Here is a 16,040-nt window from a genome sequence, read left to right on the forward strand (position 1 = left end):
GAAACTGTGTTGATTTGTATCAAGGGCATCGGGGCTGCAAAGCAGCCCCCTGTCAATGCCCCATCAGCCAGTGCTGGTGTGGGCCCGGCAGGGTCCAGATACCGAATAGCATCACCAGCACACCGCCCGCCACGCGCACGCTGCGTCGGCGCAACAGGGCGTTTACCCGTTCGGCAGCCAGCCCGGTTGCCAGCAACACCGGCCAGGTGCCCAACCCGAACGCGAGCATCAAGACCGCGCTGTACCCGGCGTTGCCCTGGCTGGCGGCCCACAGCAGGGTGCTGTACACCAAACCGCACGGCAGCCACCCCCACAAGGCGCCCAGCAGCAACGCCCGGGGCAGGCTGGACACCGGCAGCAGGCGCGACGCCATCGGCTGGATATGCCGCCACAAGCCGCGGCCCAACGCCTCGATACGGGTCAGCCCGCTCCACCAGCCGGCCAGGTACAGGCCCATGGCAATCAGCAGCAGCGCTGCAGCCACCCGCAGCGCCAGCGCTGCCGGGCTGCTGGCCACGGCCCAGCCGGCCAGGCCCAGCAACAGGCCGGCGCAGGCATAGCTGAAAATGCGCCCCAGGTTGTACGCCAGCAACAGGCGCAGGCGCTTGCCGCGTTGTTCGGGGGGGATGGCCAGGGTCAGGGCGCCCATCAGGCCGCCGCACATGCCCAGGCAGTGACCGCCCCCCAGCAGGCCAAGGACCAGTGCCGAGCCCAGCAGTGGAAGCAGTTCAGGCACGGGGCGGTGGTTCCTTGTCGGTGTCGGCCGGGACATCCTCAGGCTTCACTGCCGCCTGGTGGCGCGGGTCCTGATCGTCGAACAGGATGCTGTGGGCGGGGCCTTCAAGGTCGTCGTACTGGCCGCTGTCTACCGCCCAGAAGAAGATGTACACGGCCACGCCGACCAGCAGCAGGGCTGCCGGGATCATGACATAGAGGGCGGGCATGGCGACTTCCTCCCGGGTAAAGGGGCTTCGTGGGGCTGCGGGCCCGAGGCCACTGGCATGCGGGTCAGGCGCAGGGCATTGAGCACTACGATCAGCGAGCTGACCGACATGCCGATGGCAGCCCACACCGGGGTGATCCAGCCGAGCGCGGCGAATGGCAACATCAGGCCATTATACAGGGTCGCCCACAGCAGGTTCTCGAGGATGTTGCGGCGGGTGCGGCGGGCCAGCTCGAACGCCTGCACCAGCGCTTGCAGGCGGTTGGACAGCAAGACGGCGTCGGCACTGGTCTTGGCCAGGTCGGTGGCGCTGCCCATGGCGATGCTGATATCGGCGGCGGCCAGTACCGGTACATCGTTGACCCCGTCGCCGAGCATCAGCACCTTGCGCCCGTCAGCCTGCAGGGCCTTCAGGCGGTCCAGTTTGTCATCCGGGCGCAGGCCGCCAATGGCCTGGTCGATACCCAGCTGCGCGGCCACTTCGGCAACCATCGGCGAGCTGTCGCCCGACAGCAGCACCGTGTGCCAGCCGCGTGCCTTGCAGGCAGCAAGCAGGGCCGTGGCATCGTCGCGCAGGCGGTCATCCAGGCCGAACCAGGCCATTGGCCCTTGGCGGTCGCCCAGCAGCAGCCACTGGCCGCGAGGCTCGGGTACTGCGGGTATTTCCGCCCCACTCAAGGCGCAGACAAAGGTAGCCTGACCAATGCGCAGGCGCTGGCCGTCGACCAGCCCCTCCAGGCCCAGGCCGGGTACGGTCTGTACGTCATCGGCAGGCGCGGCGGTGCGACCAAAGGCGCGAGCGATGGGGTGTTCAGAGCGGTTTTCCAGCGCCGCGGCCAGGGCCAGGCAGCGGTCGACGGCCTGGCTGCCAAGCGGGCGGATGCTGCGCAAGGTCAGGCGGCCTTCGGTCAGTGTGCCTGTCTTGTCGAAAATCACCGTGTCGATGTGGTTCAGGCCTTCCAGCACGTGGCCGCGGGTGACCAGCAGGCCAAGCTTGTGCAGGGTTCCGGTGGCAGCGGTCAGTGCGGTTGGCGTAGCCAAGGACAGGGCACAAGGGCAGGTGGCCACGAGCATGGCCAGCACGATCCAGAACGCCCGTGCCGGATCCAGGTGCCACCACCACAGGCCGATGGCTACCGAGGCCAGTAGCGAGAACAGCAGGAACCACTGCGCGGCGCGATCGGCGATTTCCGCCAGGCGCGGCTTTTCGGTCTGGGCGCGTTCCAGCAGGCGGACGATGGCCGACAAGCGTGAGTCATGGCCGAGGGCTTTCACTTCCACATTCAGCGCGCTTTCGACGTTCAGCGTACCGCCAGTGACCCGCTCACCCACCTGGCGTGGTTGCGGCAGATACTCGCCGGTCAGCAGCGATTCGTCGACGCTGGAGCGGCCCTCGACGATGCGCCCGTCGGCAGGGATGACCGCGCCGGGCAGCACCTGCACGGTGTCGCCGCACTGTAACTCGCTGAGCAGGATGCGTTCGCTGCGCCCGATGGCGTCCAGGCGCAGGCATGAGGCTGGCAGCAGGTTGACCAGCTGCGCAGTGGCCGCTGCTGTGCGCTCGCGGGCGCGGCGCTCCAGGTAGCGGCCGGTCAGCAGGAACAGGGCGAACATGCCCACCGTGTCGAAATAAAGCTCGCCGCTGCCAGTGATGGCTGTCCAGATGCCGGCGCCGAACGCTAGGCCAATGGCCAGCGACACCGAAACGTCCATGGTCAGGTGGCGCGTTCGCAAGTCGCGCGCCGCACCCTTGAAGAAGGGCGCGCAGCTGTAGAACACGATGGGAATGGTCAGGAACAGCGCCACCCAGCGCAGGATGGTGTGCAACTCGGGGGTCAGGTCGACGTTGAATTCCGGCCAGGTGGCCATGGTCGCCATCATCGCCTGGAACCACAGCAGCCCGGCCACGCCCAGGCGGCGCAAGGCGCTGCGGTTCTCCCGGGCCAATTGCTCGGCGGCCTGGTCAGGCTGGTAGGGGTGGGCGGCGTAGCCGATCTGGCGAAGTTCGGCGAGCAGGCGCGACAGCGGCAGCTGCTTGTCGTCCCAGTTCAGTGCCAGGCGGTGGTTGGACAGGTTCAACCGGGCTTCGGCGACACCGGGCAGGTTGCGCAAGTGCTTTTCGATCAGCCAGCCGCACGCGGCGCAACTGATGCCTTCGACCAGCAGGGTGGTTTCGGCCAGCTCGCCCTGGTGGCGGACAAAGGTTTGCTGAACGTCGCTGCGGTCGTAAAGGGCCAGCTCGTCCTGCAACTGCCTGGGCAGTGCTTCGGGGTTGGCGCTAGTGTCACTGCGGTGCTGGTAGTAGTGCTCCAGGCCTGCTGCGACGATCGACTCGGCCACCGCCTGGCAACCGGGGCAACAGAACTGCCGGGGCTGGCCGAGGACCACGGCGGTGAAGCGGCTGCCGGTGGGGACGGGCAGGGCGCAGTGGTAGCAGGGGGTGGGCTGGGTCATTTTGCAACAGTCTTATGTCGTGAGGTTGCCGGGGCTGCTTTGCAGCCCTTTCGCGACACAAGGCCGCTCCCACAGGAATATACGTTCTCCTGTGGGAGCGGCCTTGTGTCGCGAAAGGGGCGCAAAGCGCCTCCATTCATACTAGGGATCATTACTGGTGTTCTGCGCCTTGCAGTGCTTCATCACCCAACTGCAAGGTCACACCATGCGCCACTTTTTCCTCTTCGAACAGGCGCCACACCTGGCCCCCTTCACTGCCCAGCAGTTCCACAAAACGCCGCCCGTCGACCTTGTCCTCCAGTTGCCCCACATAGCGGCCTGCTTCGACCCGGCTTAGCAGCACCTTGCGGTCCTTCTGTGGCTGGGTGGGCGAGATCAGGTTCAGCTCCAGGTTTTGCGGGCCACTGCTACCGGTCAGGCGCAGGTCCACTTCGCCGGTCAGTTCGTCCAGATGCACGCTGGCTTTGAGGCCCAGTTGCTGCGCCAGCAGCTCGCGGTCCAGCGAGCGGTTGATGCCCTTGCCGGCCTCGTAGTAGTTGTCGTTCACCAGGTTGTCCGGGTTGTGCACAGCGATGCTGACCATGGTCAGGCTCAGGCACACCGAGGTGGTGAGGATGCCGATGATGATCCAGGGCCAGAGGTGCTTGTACCAGGGGCTGGCGGCGGTGGCGGCAGGCATTGTGCGTTATCTCTCTTAGCGGATCTGTGGGCCGATGAAACGGCTCTTGGCTTCAACCTGGGCGTCGCTGTCGTCGGCGCTCTTGAGGATGAAGGTGATTTCGTTGGTGGTCGATGGCAGCTTCTCGGGGGCAATGGACAGCTGCACAGGAAGGCTGACGATATCACCGGCGGCCACGCGGATCTCGCGCTGGCCTTCGAGCTTGAGGTCCGGCAGGCCGGCAGCGTCCAGCACGTAGACGTGATCGCGCTGGTCCTTGTTCATCACCTTCAGGCTGTACACGTTTTCGATCCGTCCCTGGGCGTTTTCGCGGTACAGCACGCGGTCTTTGCTGACGTCGAAACCGACCAGCGAACGGGTGGCGAAGGCAGTTGCCAGCCCGATCATCATCACCAGCAGCACCAGGGCATAGCCGATCAGGCGCGGGCGCAGCATGTGGGTTTTCTGCCCGGACAGGTTGTGTTCGGTGGTGTAGCTGATCAACCCTTTGGGGTAGTTCATCTTGTCCATGATGCTGTCGCAGGCGTCGATGCAGGCTGCGCAGCCGATGCACTCGATTTGCAGGCCGTCTCGGATGTCGATGCCGGTCGGGCAGACCTGCACGCACATGGTGCAGTCGATGCAGTCACCCAGGCCTTGGGCCTTGTAGTCAGCGTCCTTTTTCCGTGGCCCGCGGGTTTCGCCACGGCGTGGGTCGTAGGACACGATCAGCGTGTCCTTGTCGAACATCACGCTCTGGAAGCGTGCATACGGGCACATGTACACGCACACCTGTTCGCGCAGCCAGCCGGCGTTGCCGTAGGTGGCGAGGGTGAAGAAACCGACCCAGAAGTAGGCCCAGCCATCGGCCTGGCCAGTGAAGAACTCGATCACCAGGTCACGGATCGGCGAAAAGTAGCCGACAAAGGTCATGCCGGTGACAAAACCGATCAGCAGCCACAGGCTGTGCTTGGCGAATTTGCGCAGGAACTTGTTGCCGCTCATGGGGGCCTTGTCGAGCTTCATGCGCTGGTTGCGGTCACCCTCGGTGACCTTTTCGCACCACATGAAGATCCAGGTCCACACGCTTTGCGGGCAGGTGTAGCCACACCACACCCGGCCGGCGAACACAGTGATGAAGAACAGGCCGAAGGCGGCGACGATGAGGATGCCCGAGAGCAGGATGAAATCTTGCGGCCAGATGGTAGCGCCGAAGATGTAGAACTTGCGCTCGGGCAGGTTCCACCACACGGCCTGGTGCCCCCCCCAGTTCAGCCAGACGGTGCCGAAGTACAGCAGGAACAGTGCGGCACCCCCGACCATGCGCAGGCGACGGAACAGGCCGGTGAAGGCGCGGGTGTAGATCTTTTCCCGGGAAGCGTAGAGGTCAACGGAATCCTTCCCTTTGCTGGCAGGCGGGGTGACATCATGTACCGGAATTTGCTTGCTCATCATCAAGTCCCACGGCAGTGGAGAAACGCCGCGGCCTGTGCGTGCGGGCCGCAGTCTTGCGCAATCGGCTAGCGCTCTGCGGTCCATGATACGCCGCTGATGGCGGTATGGGGTCGCACTGCGACCTTTAGTCGCGTTGGGTTCGAGGTATGAAACGTGTTATGGCGGGTGTCAATTGATCCAGGTCATTTGCCTGCGAGAAATGCTGTGCCAGTACCGGCCTTTTCGCGGGTAAACCCGCTCCTACAAGGTTCGCGTGTAGGGGCGGATTTACCCGCGAAGAGGCCAGGCCTGCCTTACTCAGCCTTGGCCGGCTCAGCCTGGTGCGACAGGCTGTACACATAAGCCGCCAGCAAGTGCACCTTGTCGTTGCCCTGCAGCTGTTCCTGGGCCGGCATCTGCCCCTGGCGGCCATAACGGATAGTCTGCTGCAACTGGGCAAAGCTCGAGCCGTAGATGAACGCCTGCGGGTGGGTCAGGTTCGGTGCGCCCATGGCGGGCGTACCTTTGCCTTCCGGCCCGTGGCAGGCCACGCAGTTGGCGGCGAAGATCTTCTGCCCGTTCTCCACATCGGCCTTCGCGCCTTCAGGCAGTGTGCGGCCATCGAGTTTGCTGACCACGAACGCAGCCACGTCGGCCACGCCCTGGTCACCGATCACTTCGGCCCAGGCCGGCATCACGCCATGGCGACCGCCCATGATGGTGGTCTTGATGGTTTCCGGCTCGCCGCCCCAGCGCCAGTCGTTGTCGGTCAGGTTGGGGAAGCCGAACGCGCCCTTGGCGTCGGAGCCGTGGCACACCGAACAGTTGGAGGCGAACAGCCGCGCACCCATTTTCAATGCCTGTGGGTCCTTGGCTACTTCTTCGATCGGCATGGCCGCGAACTTGGCGAAGATCGGCCCGAAGCGGGCGTCGGCCTTGGCCATTTCCTTTTCCCATTCGTGCACGCCGGTCCAGCCCGGCTGGCCGTTGGAAAACTCGGTCTGCTTGTCGTTATCCAGGTACGAATAGCCCGGCAGGATGCCTTTCCAGTTGCCCAGGCCCGGGTACAGCACCAGGTAGCCGAGGGCGAAGATGATGGTGCCGACGAACAGCCAGAACCACCATTTCGGCAGCGGGTTGTCGTATTCCTCGATGCCATCGAAGGCATGCCCGACGGTTTCGTCGGTAACCTCTTCGCGCTGGCCCTTGCGGGTCGACAGCAGCAGCCAGGTCAACGAGAAGATGGTGCCCAGGGTCAGGACGGTAACGTACAGACTCCAGAAGGTTGTCATTGTTGTTTGCTCCCAGAAGCTTTTGCTTGCTCGACGTGCCGGGTGGCCTCGGGATCATCCGCGAAGGGCAGTTGGGTCGCCTCGTCGAAGTCCTTTTTACGCCGTGGGTTGAACACCCACAGCGCCAGGCCCACGAAGGCCACCATCACCACGACGGTGCCCAGGCCGCGAATCATCCCGATATCCATCAGCGTCACCGTTTGCTCTTGATGATGGTGCCAAGACCCTGCAGGTACGCGACGATGGCGTCCATTTCGGTCTTGCCCTTGACCGCGTCACCTGCGCCGGCAATGTCGGCGTCGGTGTACGGGGTGCCGAGTGTGCGCAGCACTTCCATCTTCTTCGCGGTGTCTTTGCCGTCGAGCTTGTTCTCGACCAGCCACGGGTAGGAAGGCATCTTCGATTCCGGTACCACGTTGCGCGGGTTGTACAGGTGCGCACGGTGCCAGTCATCGGAGTAGCGGCCGCCGACGCGGGCCAGGTCCGGCCCGGTACGCTTGGAGCCCCACAGGAACGGGTGGTCCCACACGCTTTCACCGGCTACCGAGTAGTGGCCGTAACGCTCGGTTTCGGCACGGAAGGGGCGGATCATCTGCGAGTGGCAGCCCACGCAGCCTTCGCGGATGTAGATATCGCGGCCTTCCAGCTCCAGCGCGGTGCGCGGCTTCATGCCCTCGACCGGCTTGTTGGTTACGTCCTGGAAAAACAGCGGGACGATCTGGGTCAGGCCACCGACGCTCACGGCGATGACCATGAAGAAGGCCAGCAGGCCTATGTTCTTCTCGACGGCTTCATGCTTCATCAGTGCGCTCCCACAACGACGATCTTGGCGGCCTCTTCAGCCTGTGCCGGGTTGGCGGCACGTACGGTACGGAACACGTTGTAGGCCATCAGCAGCATGCCGCTGGCGAAGAACGCACCGCCCAGGGCGCGGACGATGTAGCCGGGGTGGCTGGCCTGCAGGGCTTCGACGAAGGAGTAGGTGAGGGTGCCGTCATCGTTGATGGCGCGCCACATCAGGCCCTGGGTGATGCCGTTGACCCACATCGAGGCGATGTACAGTACGGTGCCGATGGTAGCCAGCCAGAAGTGCGCGTTGATCAGGCCGATGCTGTGCATCTGCTCGCGGCCGTAGAGTTTCGGGATCATGTGGTACACGGCACCGATCGAAATCATTGCCACCCAGCCCAGAGCGCCGGCGTGGACGTGGCCGATGGTCCAGTCGGTGTAGTGCGACAGTGAGTTCACGGTCTTGATGGCCATCATCGGGCCTTCGAAGGTGGACATGCCGTAGAACGCCAGCGACACCACCAGGAAGCGCAGGATCGGGTCGGTGCGCAGTTTGTGCCAGGCGCCCGACAGGGTCATCATGCCGTTGATCATGCCGCCCCAGCTTGGCGCCAGCAGGATGATCGACATCACCATGCCCAGCGACTGCGCCCAGTCAGGCAGGGCGGTGTAGTGCAGGTGATGCGGGCCGGCCCAGATGTACAGGGTGATCAGGGCCCAGAAGTGCACGATCGACAAGCGATACGAGTAGATCGGCCGCTCGGCCTGCTTGGGCACGAAGTAGTACATCATCCCCAGGAAACCGGTGGTGAGGAAGAAGCCCACGGCGTTGTGGCCGTACCACCACTGGATCATCGCGTCGGTGGCGCCGGAGTAGGCCGAGTACGACTTGAACAGGCTCACCGGCAGCGAGATGTGGTTGACGATGTGCAGCATCGCGGTGACCACGATGAATGCACCGTAGAACCAGTTGCCGACATAGATGTGCTTGGTCTTGCGCTTGACGATGGTGCCGAAGAACACCAGGCCGTAGGTAACCCAGACGATGGCCAGCAGGATCGCCAGCGGCCACTCGAGCTCGGCGTATTCCTTGGTGGTGGTGTAACCCATCGGCAGGGTGATCAGCGCGCCGACGATCACGGCTTGCCAACCCCAGAAGGTGAAGGCGGCCATGCTGTCGGAGATCAGCCGGGTCTGGCAGGTGCGCTGCACCACGTAGTAGCTGGTGCCGAACAGCGCACAGCCCCCGAAGGCGAAGATCACCAGGTTGGTGTGCAGCGGGCGCAGGCGGCCGAAGCTGGTCCAGGGAAGGTCCAGGTTCAGTTGCGGCCACACCAGCTGCGAGGCGATGAAGACGCCGAGGCCCATGCCAAGGATCCCCCAGACCACCGTCATGATGGCGAACTGGCGGACGACCTTATAGTTATAAGCAGTCGGACTGATTGCTGTGCTCATTCTAAGGTTCCACGGTTTTGATGTTCTTGTTGGTCGAAAAATCGGCGCCAGTATTGATAACCAGCAAGGTTACCGCAACGCAACTTTGGTACGCCGACCCGTGTCCAGGCCCGTCACTGATGTCCCGCAGTGATCGGGTCGGAACGATTGTACACAAATAAATATTTGTAATGTGTACCGTTTTTCATCTTTTTCTGATCGATCGGTCAGGCTTTTATCGGGACGGCGATAGGCTACGCGCCGTGTCTGCTTCGGTCCTTTCGGAGCGAGGCCCACTGAGGCAACAAGCTTAGTTCTGTTCGGTGGGGGTGCAAGGGAAGGGGGCTGAGGCTTGTGGTGGGGCGGGGGAGTGCAAGGCTTGAGGGTTGTGGGGCGGGGTTGTAAGGTTTGAGTGTTGTGGTGGGGCAGAGATCGAGCGCCGCCCGGGCGGCGCTCGATCTCAAAGGCGGCAAATGCCTTTCGGCGAACTCACTTGGCCGTCACAGCCTCAGCCGAACCATCCTGCGACAGGCTATACACGTAAGCCGCCAGCAGGTGCACCTTGTCGTTGCCCTGGATCTCGGCCTGGGCTGGCATCTGCCCCTGGCGACCATAACGAATGGTCTGCTGCAGCTGGGCAAAGCTCGAGCCGTAGATGAACGCCTGCGGGTGGGTCAGGTTCGGTGCGCCCATGGCGGGCGTACCTTTGCCTTCCGGCCCGTGGCAGGCCACGCAGTTGGCTGCGAAGATCTTCTGCCCGTTCTCCACATCGGCCTTCGCGCCTTCAGGCAGTGTGCGGCCATCGAGTTTGCTGACCACGAACGCAGCCACGTCGGCCACGCCCTGGTCACCGATCACTTCGGCCCAGGCCGGCATCACGCCATGGCGACCGCCCATGATGGTGGTCTTGATGGTTTCCGGCTCGCCGCCCCAGCGCCAGTCACTGTCAGTGAGGTTGGGGAAGCCGAAGGCGCCCTTGGCGTCGGAACCGTGGCACACCGAGCAGTTGGAGGCAAACAGGCGGCTGCCCATTTTCAGCGCCTGCGGGTCCTTCGCCACTTCTTCTACGGGCATGGCGGCGTATTTGGCGAAGATCGGGCCGAACCTGGCATCGGCCTTGTCCATTTCCTTTTGCCATTCGTTGGCGCCGGTCCAGCCGTTTTCATAGCCCGGCAGTATGCCTTTCCAGTTGCCCAGGCCCGGGTAGAGGATCAGGTAGCCGACCGAGAACGCCAAGGTGCCAACGAACAGCCAGAACCACCACTTGGGCAGCGGGTTGTCGTACTCCTCGATGCCGTCGAAGCTGTGGCCCATGGTCTCGTCGGTGGTGTTGTTGCTCTGGCCCTTGCGCGTGGCGAGCAGCAGCCAGGTCAGGCCAATCAGGCTACCGATGGTCAGTACGCTGATGTACGTACTCCAGAAGGTGGTCATTGCCCGTTACTCCTTTTTGCAGCAGGTTCCTGCCCGGCAGGGGGCAGGCGGTCGTCGACGAAGGGCAGCAGGCGCGCTTCGGCGAAATCACGGTCGCGGCGGCGGTTGAAGACCCACAGGGTGAGGCCGATAAAGGCAATCATCACCACCAGGGTGCCCAGACCGCGGATCATGCCGATGTCCAGTTCCATCGCACTCACCTCTTGTTCTTGATCGCGGTGCCGAGCACCTGCAGGTAGGCGACCAGTGCATCCATCTCGGTCTTGCCTTTGACCGCTTCACGGGCGCCGGCAATGTCGTCGTCGGTGTACGGCACGCCCAGGGTGCGCAGGGTGCGCATCTTGACGTCGGTGTGGCTGTTGTCGACCTGCTGGGCAACCAGCCACGGATAGGACGGCATCTTCGACTCCGGCACCACGTTGCGCGGGTTGTACAGGTGCGCACGGTGCCAGTCGTCCGAGTAGCGGCCACCAACCCGGGCCAGGTCCGGCCCGGTGCGCTTGGAGCCCCACAGGAACGGGTGGTCCCACACGCTTTCACCGGCCACCGAGTAGTGGCCGTAACGCTCGGTTTCGGCACGGAACGGGCGGATCATCTGCGAGTGGCAGCCCACGCAGCCTTCGCGGATGTAGATATCGCGGCCTTCCAGTTGCAGCGCGGTGTAGGGCTTCATGCCTTCGACCGGTTTGTTGGTGACGTCCTGGAAGAACAGCGGGACGATCTGGGTCAGGCCGCCGATGCTGACGGCAAATACCATCAGCAGGGCCATCAGGCCGACGTTTTTCTCGATGACTTCATGTTTCATCAGGCGTTTCTCCTCAAGCCAACTGGGCGTTCGCAGGGGCGACGTCAAGCGCTGGCGAACGCACGGTGCGCCAGGTGTTCCAGGCCATCAGGAACATGCCGCTGAGGAAGATCGCGCCGCCGACGAAGCGCACGACGAAGCCTGGGTGGCTGGCCACCAGGGTTTCCACGAACGAGTAGGTGAGCGTGCCGTCGCTGTTGACTGCGCGCCACATCAGGCCCTGGGCGATGCCGTTGACCCACATCGAGGCGATGTACAGTACGGTGCCGATGGTGGCCAGCCAGAAGTGCGCGTTGATCAGGCCGAGGCTGTACATGCGCTCCTTGCCGAACACTTTCGGAATGGTGTGGTACAGCGCACCGATCGAGATCATCGCTACCCAGCCCAGGGCGCCGGCGTGGACGTGGCCGATGGTCCAGTCGGTGTAGTGGGACAGGGCGTTGACCGTCTTGATGGCCATCATCGGGCCTTCGAAGGTGGACATGCCGTAGAACGCCAGCGACACCACCAGGAAACGCAGGATCGGGTCGCTGCGCAGTTTATGCCAGGCGCCCGACAGGGTCATCATGCCGTTGATCATGCCGCCCCAGCTCGGTGCCAGCAGGATCAGCGACATCACCATGCCCAGCGACTGCGCCCAGTCAGGCAGGGCGGTGTAGTGCAGGTGGTGCGGGCCGGCCCAGATGTACAGGGTGATCAGCGCCCAGAAGTGCACGATCGACAAGCGATACGAATACACTGGCCGTTCGGCCTGCTTGGGCACGTAGTAGTACATCATCCCCAGGAAGCCTGCGGTCAGGAAGAAGCCCACCGCGTTATGGCCGTACCACCACTGCACCATGGCATCGGTGGCGCCTGCGTAGACCGAATAGGATTTGGTCAGGCTGACCGGCAGCTCCAGGTTGTTGACGATGTGCAGCAGCGCCACGGTCAGGATGAAGGCGCCGAAGAACCAGTTGCCGACGTAGATGTGTTTGGTGTTGCGCTTCATCAGCGTGCCAAAGAACACGATGGCGTAGCCCACCCAGACGATGGTGATCAGAATATCGATCGGCCATTCCAGTTCGGCGTATTCCTTGGAGCTGGTGTAGCCCAGTGGCAGGCTGATGGCCGCCAGCAGGATAACCAGTTGCCAGCCCCAGAACGTGAACGCGGCCAGGCGCGGTGCGAACAGAGTGGTCTGGCAGGTGCGTTGCACCGAATAATAGGAGGTGGCGAACAGTGCGCAGCCGCCGAACGCGAAGATCACCGCATTGGTATGCAGGGGGCGCAGGCGGCCGAAGCTGGTCCAGGGGAGGTCGAAGTTGAGGGACGGCCAGGCGAGCTGGGCGGCGATGAAGACGCCGAGCCCCATCCCGACGATTCCCCACACCACCGTCATGATGGCGAATTGGCGGACCACCTTGTAGTTATAGGCGGTACTGCTGGTTGTGTTCATGTATGGGTTCCCATCCACGGTTATTTGGCAGGCTTTACAGCGAGGCAAGCATGATTAATGGGCAAAGTGCCGGTATTGACGGGGATCAATGGGCGAAGGTCGCGAATGTCCCAGGCTTGCGCTGCGATCCTCCGCGGTTTGAGGGTAAAGAGGGCTACAAGGGGGGGCTGATCCTGGCGCATGGCGCGGGGGCGCCGATGGACAGCGGGTTCATGGACGAAATGGCGCAAAGGCTTGCGGCGCTTGGGGTAGCGGTAGTGCGCTTCGAGTTCCCGTACATGGCCGAGCGCAGGGTTACCGGTGGCAAGCGGCCGCCGAACCCGCAGAAGGTGTTGCTTGAATGCTGGCGCGAGGTGTACCGGCAAGTGCGACCTTTGGTCGCGGGCAAGCTGGCCGTGGGTGGCAAGTCCATGGGCGGGCGCATGGCGAGCCTGCTGGCCGACGAATTGGGCGCGGATGCGCTGGTGTGCCTGGGCTATCCGTTCTACGCGGTGGGTAAACCCGAAAAGCCACGGGTAGAGCACCTGGCCGAGTTGAAAACACCGACGCTGATCGTGCAGGGCGAGCGGGATGCGCTGGGTAACCGCGAGGCGGTGGCGGGGTATGCGTTGTCGCCGGCGATCGAGGTGAGCTGGCTGGTGGCGGGGGACCATGACCTGAAGCCGTTGAAGGCTTCGGGGTTCAGCCATGAGCAGCATTTGCAGGCGGCGGCTGAACGCGTTGCTGATTTCCTGAAGGATTAGTGCTGGCATCTTCGCGGGTGAACCCGCTCCTACAAACCGCACAACATCAAAGGTCGGCACAGAACCCTGTAGGAGCGGGTTTACCCGCGAAGAGGCCGGTACAGGCCGCCGCTTAGTCGCGGTACTCGCACAGGTAAGCGGTATCTACCTTCACCTGCAGCTGGAACTTGCTGTTAGCCGGCACATTGAACTTGTCACCGGCATTGAAGGTTTCCCAGTTGTCACTACCTGGCAGTTTCACGATCAACGCACCCGACACTACGTGCATGATTTCACGCTTGGCGGTGCCGAATTCGTATTCCCCCGGAGCCATGACGCCGACAGTGGCCGGGCCTTCTTCGCCCGAGAATGCGATCGACTTGACGGTGCCGTTGAAGTACTCGTTGACCTGGAACATGGGCGACTCCTGAAAAGAGGTGCTGAAAAAGGGCTGGCCAGTATGCCCAAGGCCACAGGCCTCGTCATCTGCTTTCAGGGGCTGTTGGCGGGCAGGGTCGACGGCAATAGCCGCGCCGTGTTGCGCGCATCTTCCAGGGCCCGGTGCTGTTGCCCGCAAAAGTGCATGCCGGCCAGTTGCAGGGCGCCGTTCAGGCCGGTGGGGCGCTGCAGGTGGCGGGCCTTGGCAAAGCGTTGCTTGAGGTTGATGTGCGGCAATGTGCGCAACAGGCTGTCGAGGCCGTGCTGCTGCCACTCCTGGTGCAATTGCTGGCGGTCGTAGTCGCCCCAACTGACCCAGGCCTGAAGCTGCCCGCGGTGGTGCCCCAGCCAGCGCTCGAAGCTTGCCCACACCTCGCGAAACGGCGCGGCATTGTCCACGTCGGCCTGGCTGATGTGAGTCAGCTCACGGCAGAACGGGGTCAGTTGCGGCCGCCGCCGTGGCTTTACAAAACGCTGGAAATGGTCGACCTCGCGACCTTCGCGGGTTACCAGGCTTGCGCCGATTTCAATGACTTCCATCTCTGTGACCGGCCACCCACCATCGTCGGTGGTGGCTTCCAGGTCGATCACCAACCAATGGCCCATACCAGGCTCCCATGCAGATTCTGCTAGAGCGTAGCCAATGTCCGGGCATACGGCATCCTATGGCATTTTGCCGCCTGCTTTGGCACAAAGAGCAGACGCCAGTGGTTGTGCCGCCCCTGGAAAACGCCTAGCTTAGGTGCATACAGGCAAAACCCGTGATGAGTGTCCGTCTTGACTCCAGCGCCCGGCCTCAAGGCCTTGTCCACCCTGATGCTGCTGGCCGTGTTCTGGTTGGCGGCACCGGCATGGGCTGGCGAGGCGGTTGAAGTGAAGATTGGCGCAGCCCATTTCCCGCCGTACACAGTGCGCCCTGAGCAAGGTGCCGATACCGGCTTGCTGCCGCAATTGGTCGATGCACTCAACCGGGCGCAGCGGCACTATCACTTCGTGCTGGTGCCAACGTCTATCCAGCGGCGCTTCGGTGACTTCCAGCAGGGCCGCACCGACATGGCCATTTTCGAGAACCCACAATGGGGCTGGGAGCAGATAGCCCATCAGACCGTGGACATGGGCCTGGAAGATGCAGAAGTGTTCGTCGCCCGCCAGGAAAACGGCAAAGATCCGCATTACTTCGACGACCTGCGTGGCAAGCGCCTGGCCTTGTTCAACGGCTACCACTACGCGTTCGCCAGCTTCAACGCTGACCCGGACTACCTGCGCAAGACATACAACGCGACCCTGACCTACTCCCACGACAGCAACCTGCTGATGGTGCAGGCCGGGCGCGCCGATATCGCCCTGGTCACGCGCTCCTACCTCAGCGATTTTCTGGCACGCAACCCGGCGAGCAGGGCGCAGCTGGTACCTTCACAACGCATTGACCAGGTCTATCACCACTACGCCTTGCTGCGCCCTGGGGCGCCTATCGGCGAGCAGTCGTTCGCAGCCCTGCTGCGTGGCCTGCGTGACAGTGGTGAACTGGCGCGGATTTTCGAGCCTTACCGCATCACCGTCAGCACGCGCAGGCCCTGATTCCCGCCCGACGGCCTCGCCAATGTTCTTGACGAATGACTCAGGCCTGCCGGTTGGTGGTCTTGCGGCAATGCACCAGTGCATCGCGGATCATGAAGTTGACCAGGGTCGGCGACACTCCCAGTTCCTTGGCAATGTCCTTTTGCGGTACGCCATGCAGGCGGTACATCTCGAAGGCATAGCGGGTACGTTGCGGTAGCTCGTTCAGCGCTTCGGCAATGTCGTCCAGCGCGGCAAGGTTGATATGGGTGGCTTCGGGCGAGGCGTTCTGGATAACCACATTCAGGCCCTCCTCCTCGCTGCCGGAGTACTTCAGCTCCATCGTCTGCTTGCGGTAGTGGTCGATCGCAAGGTTGCGCACGATCTGGAACAGGTAGCTTAGCTGCGCCTTGAAAGACGAGGTTATCTGCGGCGCAGCGCCGAGCCGGAAGAAGGCGTCTTGCACCACATCCTCGGCGCGGGAGCGGCAGCCGGTGATGCGGGCTGCAATCTTGACCAGGATGCTACGGTTGTCGACGAAGGCCTGCAGTAATGGTGAATCGCACTTACTTGTGGATAGTTGTTCCGCCATGGAAATCACCTTGTCACAGAGGGGAAAGGAGGCATCCAAGGGTGGGACGCTTC

Annotated in this window: 18 protein-coding genes; 2 read left to right on the forward strand and 16 right to left on the reverse strand. The window is 63.1% G+C overall.

The genetic code is table 11. The annotated features are described in order from the left end of the window. Positions 1–52 precede the first annotated feature (52 nt). The 13 genes from LVS58_RS21755 to ccoN (LVS58_RS21815) form a co-directional block, all read right to left on the reverse strand. Positions 53–736, reverse strand: coding sequence for a sulfite exporter TauE/SafE family protein (locus LVS58_RS21755; protein ID WP_233692760.1), 684 nt, complete (start codon positions 734–736; stop codon positions 53–55). Beyond that, complete coding sequence (ccoS, locus tag LVS58_RS21760; protein ID WP_233692761.1) at positions 729–944, reverse strand: cbb3-type cytochrome oxidase assembly protein CcoS; 216 nt, start codon at positions 942–944, stop codon at positions 729–731. The genes LVS58_RS21755 and ccoS overlap by 8 nt, the downstream gene beginning before the upstream one ends. After that, complete coding sequence (locus tag LVS58_RS21765; protein ID WP_233692762.1) at positions 923–3,397, reverse strand: heavy metal translocating P-type ATPase; 2,475 nt, start codon at positions 3,395–3,397, stop codon at positions 923–925. The genes ccoS and LVS58_RS21765 overlap by 22 nt, the downstream gene beginning before the upstream one ends. A gap of 151 nt (positions 3,398–3,548) precedes the next feature. Beyond that, entirely contained in the window at positions 3,549–4,076 is a 528-nt protein-coding gene (locus LVS58_RS21770) for a FixH family protein (RefSeq protein ID WP_233692763.1), read from the reverse strand. Between the two features lie 15 nt (positions 4,077–4,091). Then, positions 4,092–5,507: a cytochrome c oxidase accessory protein CcoG gene (gene ccoG / locus LVS58_RS21775; protein ID WP_233692764.1), complete on the reverse strand. Its 1,416-nt coding sequence runs from the start codon at positions 5,505–5,507 to the stop codon at positions 4,092–4,094. A 296-nt stretch (positions 5,508–5,803) separates the two neighbouring features. After that, positions 5,804–6,781 carry a cytochrome-c oxidase, cbb3-type subunit III gene (ccoP, locus tag LVS58_RS21780; RefSeq protein ID WP_233692765.1) on the reverse strand — a complete coding sequence of 326 codons (978 nt, stop codon included), beginning with the start codon at positions 6,779–6,781 and terminating at the stop codon, positions 5,804–5,806. Beyond that, a complete protein-coding gene (locus LVS58_RS21785) occupies positions 6,778–6,969 on the reverse strand; it encodes a CcoQ/FixQ family Cbb3-type cytochrome c oxidase assembly chaperone (protein WP_003254287.1) in 192 nt (63 codons plus the stop codon). Before LVS58_RS21785 ends, ccoP (LVS58_RS21780) begins: the two co-directional genes overlap by 4 nt. A 5-nt stretch (positions 6,970–6,974) precedes the next feature. Then, positions 6,975–7,583, reverse strand: coding sequence for a cytochrome-c oxidase, cbb3-type subunit II (gene ccoO / locus LVS58_RS21790; RefSeq protein ID WP_233692766.1), 609 nt, complete (start codon positions 7,581–7,583; stop codon positions 6,975–6,977). Next, positions 7,583–9,025, reverse strand: coding sequence for a cytochrome-c oxidase, cbb3-type subunit I (gene ccoN, locus LVS58_RS21795; RefSeq protein WP_003254284.1), 1,443 nt, complete (start codon positions 9,023–9,025; stop codon positions 7,583–7,585). The genes ccoO (LVS58_RS21790) and ccoN (LVS58_RS21795) overlap by 1 nt, the downstream gene beginning before the upstream one ends. 468 nt (positions 9,026–9,493) lie before the next feature. Continuing rightward, positions 9,494–10,435 carry a cytochrome-c oxidase, cbb3-type subunit III gene (ccoP, locus tag LVS58_RS21800; RefSeq protein ID WP_233692767.1) on the reverse strand — a complete coding sequence of 314 codons (942 nt, stop codon included), beginning with the start codon at positions 10,433–10,435 and terminating at the stop codon, positions 9,494–9,496. Beyond that, the gene (locus LVS58_RS21805; protein ID WP_233692768.1) at positions 10,432–10,626 is read right to left on the reverse strand and encodes a cbb3-type cytochrome oxidase subunit 3; all 195 of its coding nucleotides are present in this window, start codon (positions 10,624–10,626) and stop codon (positions 10,432–10,434) included. The genes ccoP (LVS58_RS21800) and LVS58_RS21805 overlap by 4 nt, the downstream gene beginning before the upstream one ends. A gap of 5 nt (positions 10,627–10,631) precedes the next feature. Next, on the reverse strand, positions 10,632–11,240 hold the full coding sequence (gene ccoO, locus LVS58_RS21810; RefSeq protein WP_233692769.1) for a cytochrome-c oxidase, cbb3-type subunit II: 609 nt from the start codon (positions 11,238–11,240) through the stop codon (positions 10,632–10,634). A gap of 13 nt (positions 11,241–11,253) precedes the next feature. Continuing rightward, complete coding sequence (ccoN, locus tag LVS58_RS21815; RefSeq protein WP_016498649.1) at positions 11,254–12,678, reverse strand: cytochrome-c oxidase, cbb3-type subunit I; 1,425 nt, start codon at positions 12,676–12,678, stop codon at positions 11,254–11,256. Between the two features lie 50 nt (positions 12,679–12,728). On the opposite strand from ccoN (LVS58_RS21815), the gene LVS58_RS21820 reads away from it, so the two are divergent. Further along, complete coding sequence (locus tag LVS58_RS21820) at positions 12,729–13,421, forward strand: alpha/beta family hydrolase (RefSeq protein ID WP_108191813.1); 693 nt, start codon at positions 12,729–12,731, stop codon at positions 13,419–13,421. A 112-nt stretch (positions 13,422–13,533) separates the two neighbouring features. On the opposite strand, the gene ppnP is transcribed toward LVS58_RS21820, so the two are convergent. Both ppnP and LVS58_RS21830 read right to left on the reverse strand, forming a co-directional pair. Further along, positions 13,534–13,818 (reverse strand): pyrimidine/purine nucleoside phosphorylase, encoded by a 285-nt coding sequence (gene ppnP / locus LVS58_RS21825; RefSeq protein WP_233692770.1) that lies wholly within the window; start codon positions 13,816–13,818, stop codon positions 13,534–13,536. A gap of 74 nt (positions 13,819–13,892) precedes the next feature. Next, positions 13,893–14,444 (reverse strand): exonuclease domain-containing protein, encoded by a 552-nt coding sequence (locus LVS58_RS21830; protein WP_233692771.1) that lies wholly within the window; start codon positions 14,442–14,444, stop codon positions 13,893–13,895. 171 nt (positions 14,445–14,615) lie between these two features. On the opposite strand from LVS58_RS21830, the gene LVS58_RS21835 reads away from it, so the two are divergent. Then, positions 14,616–15,416, forward strand: a complete 801-nt coding sequence (locus LVS58_RS21835) for a substrate-binding periplasmic protein (RefSeq protein WP_233692772.1) — start codon at positions 14,616–14,618, stop codon at positions 15,414–15,416. A gap of 40 nt (positions 15,417–15,456) precedes the next feature. Here the strand turns inward: LVS58_RS21835 and LVS58_RS21840 are convergent, their stop codons facing one another. Next, a complete protein-coding gene (locus tag LVS58_RS21840) occupies positions 15,457–15,987 on the reverse strand; it encodes an RNA polymerase factor sigma-70 (protein ID WP_233692773.1) in 531 nt (176 codons plus the stop codon). Between the last annotated feature and the right edge of the window lie 53 nt (positions 15,988–16,040).

Source organism: Pseudomonas sp. JR33AA, from assembly GCF_021378985.1.
Classification (GTDB): domain Bacteria; phylum Pseudomonadota; class Gammaproteobacteria; order Pseudomonadales; family Pseudomonadaceae; genus Aquipseudomonas; species Aquipseudomonas alloputida.

Excerpts from the sequence above, each read along its gene's own strand:
- ccoN (WP_003254284.1), bottom strand. The coding sequence starts at position 9,025 with ATGAGCACAGCAATCAGTCCGACTGCTTATAACTATAAGGTCGTCCGC.
- ppnP (WP_233692770.1), bottom strand. The coding sequence starts at position 13,818 with ATGTTCCAGGTCAACGAGTACTTCAACGGCACCGTCAAGTCGATCGCA.
- LVS58_RS21805 (WP_233692768.1), bottom strand. The coding sequence starts at position 10,626 with ATGGAACTGGACATCGGCATGATCCGCGGTCTGGGCACCCTGGTGGTG.
- ccoO (WP_233692766.1), bottom strand. The coding sequence starts at position 7,583 with ATGAAGCATGAAGCCGTCGAGAAGAACATAGGCCTGCTGGCCTTCTTC.
- ccoS (WP_233692761.1), bottom strand. The coding sequence starts at position 944 with ATGCCCGCCCTCTATGTCATGATCCCGGCAGCCCTGCTGCTGGTCGGC.
- ccoG (WP_233692764.1), bottom strand. The coding sequence starts at position 5,507 with ATGAGCAAGCAAATTCCGGTACATGATGTCACCCCGCCTGCCAGCAAA.
- ccoO (WP_233692769.1), bottom strand. The coding sequence starts at position 11,240 with ATGAAACATGAAGTCATCGAGAAAAACGTCGGCCTGATGGCCCTGCTG.
- LVS58_RS21765 (WP_233692762.1), bottom strand. The coding sequence starts at position 3,397 with ATGACCCAGCCCACCCCCTGCTACCACTGCGCCCTGCCCGTCCCCACC.
- LVS58_RS21820 (WP_108191813.1), top strand. The coding sequence starts at position 12,729 with ATGATTAATGGGCAAAGTGCCGGTATTGACGGGGATCAATGGGCGAAG.
- LVS58_RS21785 (WP_003254287.1), bottom strand. The coding sequence starts at position 6,969 with ATGGATATCGGGATGATTCGCGGCCTGGGCACCGTCGTGGTGATGGTG.
- ccoN (WP_016498649.1), bottom strand. The coding sequence starts at position 12,678 with ATGAACACAACCAGCAGTACCGCCTATAACTACAAGGTGGTCCGCCAA.
- ccoP (WP_233692767.1), bottom strand. The coding sequence starts at position 10,435 with ATGACCACCTTCTGGAGTACGTACATCAGCGTACTGACCATCGGTAGC.
- ccoP (WP_233692765.1), bottom strand. The coding sequence starts at position 6,781 with ATGACAACCTTCTGGAGTCTGTACGTTACCGTCCTGACCCTGGGCACC.
- LVS58_RS21830 (WP_233692771.1), bottom strand. The coding sequence starts at position 14,444 with ATGGGCCATTGGTTGGTGATCGACCTGGAAGCCACCACCGACGATGGT.
- LVS58_RS21840 (WP_233692773.1), bottom strand. The coding sequence starts at position 15,987 with ATGGCGGAACAACTATCCACAAGTAAGTGCGATTCACCATTACTGCAG.
- LVS58_RS21770 (WP_233692763.1), bottom strand. The coding sequence starts at position 4,076 with ATGCCTGCCGCCACCGCCGCCAGCCCCTGGTACAAGCACCTCTGGCCC.